Annotated in this window: 1 protein-coding gene; it reads right to left on the bottom strand. The window is 27.9% G+C overall.

The window, feature by feature from the left end; genetic code table 11:
• Positions 1–1,488: glycoside hydrolase family 55 protein (locus GBZ86_RS15310; protein WP_234885182.1), on the bottom strand; the 1,488-nt coding region annotated here is incomplete at its 3' end.
• Positions 1,489–2,066: the final 578 nt, after the last annotated feature.

The following is a 2,066-nucleotide window of genomic DNA, read 5'->3' as shown; positions in this document are numbered from 1 at the left end:
TTTAACTTCATTAATGGCATCCACAATAACTTTATTAGAAGTACTTAAAGAATTAGTATCCCCTACAGAAGAGACATCAACTTTATTTTGAGTTAAGTTAGCTACACTAGAAGTAGTAATGTTTAAATTAGCTAAAGTAAAATCAGTATTAGATTTGACTTCATTAATAGCATCCACAATAACTTTATTGGAAGTACTTAAGGAATTACTATCACCAATGTTAAAATTTCTTTTAGTAACAGAAGATGTGGAATCAACAAATATATCATTTGAAATTCTAGAACCATCAAAAAAATAACTATAAAAAATAGAACTATTATCAGTAGCTTTAATTACATTATTAAATTTTCCTGGAACTATAATAGTACCATTTATATTAACAACAGTACATTTGTTAAACTCTAAAGCTGCACTTGTAGCATAATTATCATTTACAGATCCATGCAAATCTAATCCTTGTATATTTATGTCATTAGTATTATTACAATAAATGGGTCTTTCTAGTAGATTGGAATAAAATTGATTTATAATTATAGATTTTCCGTCACCAGTAGCCATACCATCTTCAAGATATATACCAGTACCAGGAATTCCAGAGGGAGCTATAATATTGTTTGAAGATTGTAAATTTCTATGAACTCCTTCACAAGAACAAGATTCAAATGTAGTAGCAGTAGCACAACCCCAAAAGCCAATTTCAGTAATACTAGATGTAGAATCTTCTACAGCATTGCTTTTAACAGAACATTTTATAAATTGTAATAAATTATGAAACCAACCATTACTATTAGTATTCCATCCGGAAGTAGCTAATGGATTATTAGTAGGATATCTATTATCTACTCTTGCAAGTCTTACGCCAATTATACAATTTTCAATGTTTATGTCTTCATAAGAATTACAAGAACTAAATCTATGCCAAAAACCGTAATTAAATAGTTCTACAATTATTCTTTGGAAGTTACTATAGTTAGAAGTAGTATTATAAGGAGTAGAAAATGCTATTCCCTCGGGAGTATTTGTTGTAGTTTTTTGTATTATCCACATGTCGGAAAAATTCATATAATCTGAGTGATAAAATACTATTTTATCAGTTAAATTTGTATTAGTGGAACCATTTTGACTTTCTTGAATAGGAGTTAGAGATTCATTAGGCAAATAATATTGACATACATTAGTTTGTTCATTTACAGTTGTAGTTTGCCAAGATGAAAAATCAGCAAGGATGATAGTTCCACGGGAATGCTCGCCATGAATAGAGCAACCTGACTTAGGTAAAGTTGAACTATTAGGTCCTAAACCAGCTCCAAAATCATTGTTAGCTATAGGAAGACAATTAATAGTTGCAGTTATTCTATATTTTCCTCTAGGAATAAATACGGAGCCTCTTGTGTTTAAAGCTTGTGAAACAGCTTTTTGGATGGCTAAAGTATCATCAGTTGTGCCATCACCAATAGCTCCAAAATCTTTTACATTAAATTCAGCCATTTGAAATCTCCTAATATTATTTTATATATAATATGAAAAATTAATATATTTTGACATGAATTTATATTTTTTTTATTATATAGCAAAAAATTCATTGAAATAATAAGAAACAAAAAATCTAAATTGATAATAGACAAAAATTACATAAAAGCAACATGGTTTTACAAAAAAACATTGAAGTTTACAAAAAACTGGTGTAAAATAAATTTAATGAACTAATTAATATAAATAACTTAAATGGTGATTTTTACCTTATTACCTAAAGAGGAAAAAAGTTACTATGTATTTATTTTTAATTAGAAATAGCACCTATCAATATATTCATAATATGTTGATACATAATAATGGGTAACAACCCAAAACCAGTTGAAACAAACCCTAATTAATTAACCCAAAACATTAACCTAAAACCTATTAAAGAGAGCCCTAACCTTGGCTCTCTTTTTAATTTAGGGGCTGTCGCACTAAATAATTAGTGAACAGCTCCTTTTTTCTTTAAAAAAATAAATCCCAAACTCCACGAGTTTAGGATTTATGGTAAAATATTCTTATGCTTAAAAAAAATATTTTGCAAAAAG

The organism is Clostridium tarantellae (genome assembly GCF_009295725.1).
GTDB lineage: Bacteria > Bacillota > Clostridia > Clostridiales > Clostridiaceae > Sarcina > Sarcina tarantellae.
Note: the sequence above shows the minus strand (reverse complement) of the source record. Positions and strands in the feature narration are given on the sequence as shown.